1 protein-coding gene is annotated in these 1,042 nt (G+C 59.1%); it reads right to left on the reverse strand.

The genetic code is table 11. The annotated features are described in order from the left end of the window. Window positions 1-1,042 (reverse strand): arsenic transporter (locus AB0442_RS42660; protein ID WP_366168876.1); only part of this gene is annotated, 1,042 nt, incomplete at both ends.

Genomic DNA, 1,042 nt, shown 5'->3' on the forward strand with positions numbered 1-1,042 from the left:
TAGACAACGCCCCCAACAATACCGTCGGCATGTTATTAATGATGGTAGAGAGATATGCGCTCAGGAAGCCGGTGCCAAACGTCGCTGCCCACAGCCCCTGCCGCGCCAATGCGTCCAGCACACCGGAAAGCCAATCGGTCAAGCCTGCGTTGCGTAGCCCGTAGATCACCAGATACATGCCCAGTGAGAAAATGACGATCTGCCAGGGCGCTCCGCGCAACACCTTACCGGTATCGATCGCTAGCCCGCGTTTCGCCACCGCCAACAGAACCAGCGCGCCGCAGGCAGCGACCAAACTTACCGGCACACCGAGCGGTTCCAGGGCGAAGAAGCCAATCAGCAACAGTGCCAATACCGCCCAGCCGGTTCGGAAAGTCGCACGATCGCGAATCGCTTCCCGTGGCACCGGTAAACGCGTCAATGCGTAGCGCTGCGGAATATCCTTGCGGAAGAACAGATGCAACATCACCAGCGTCGCCGCGACGGCGGCAAGGTTGACCGGCACCATCACCACCGCATACTCCGTAAAGCCCAGCCGGAAGAAATCCGCGGAAACGATATTCACCAGGTTGGACACCACCAGCGGCAGGCTGGCAGTATCGGCGATAAAGCCCGCCGCCATGACGAAAGCCAGCACGGCAGCAGGTCGAAAACCGAGCGCCGACAGCATGGCGATCACGATCGGCGTCAGAATCAACGCGGCGCCATCGTTCGCGAACAGCGCCGCCACTACGGCCCCCAGTAGAAGCATATAGGTAAACAGCCATCGACCTTTGCCGTTGCCCCAACGTGCGACATGCAAGGCGGTCCAGGTGAAGAAGCCGCTTTCATCCAGCAACAGGCTAATGATGATGACGGCGATAAAGGTCGCGGTCGCATTCCAGACTATCTGCCACACCACGGGAATATCGCCGACGTGCACCACACCGCTCAATAATGCCAATCCCGCCCCGAACGACGCACTCCAACCGATGCCCAGCCCTTTCGGTTGCCAGATGACCAAGATCAACGTCAGAATAAAGATCGCCCCTGCCACTATCAT

Origin of the sequence: Kitasatospora sp. NPDC085895, from assembly GCF_040702125.1 — a bacterium.
Taxonomy (GTDB): Bacteria; Actinomycetota; Actinomycetes; order Streptomycetales; family Streptomycetaceae; genus Kitasatospora; species Kitasatospora arboriphila.